This window comes from Marinobacterium sedimentorum (assembly GCF_024267675.1).
Lineage (GTDB): Bacteria > Pseudomonadota > Gammaproteobacteria > Pseudomonadales > Balneatricaceae > Marinobacterium_A > Marinobacterium_A sedimentorum.
Window position 1 is genome coordinate 1 of record NZ_JALDYX010000188.1, and the last position, 221, is coordinate 221.

1 protein-coding gene is annotated in these 221 nt (G+C 45.7%); it reads right to left on the reverse strand.

Annotated elements, in window-relative coordinates:
- On the reverse strand, window positions 1-221 hold a 221-nt coding region (locus MRS74_RS23795), incomplete at both ends, for a hypothetical protein (RefSeq protein ID WP_254582753.1).

Sequence of the window (221 nt, forward strand, 5' to 3'; positions counted from 1 at the left end):
TGAACTTTACGGGAGGCTTATCTTTATTATGTTTATGCAGCGAGTGAGACAAGTGATTCGGCAAAATCAAAAATGCTTCAACCAGACTAAGCGACAACACCAAAATCAACACTTGTGGCACAGCACGCAGCACCGCCCCCATTTCTCCTTGCAGGAAGAGCAAGCTGCCGAAAATACACACAGTAGTCAAAAACGAGGAGATAACACCGGGTAGGACTTTC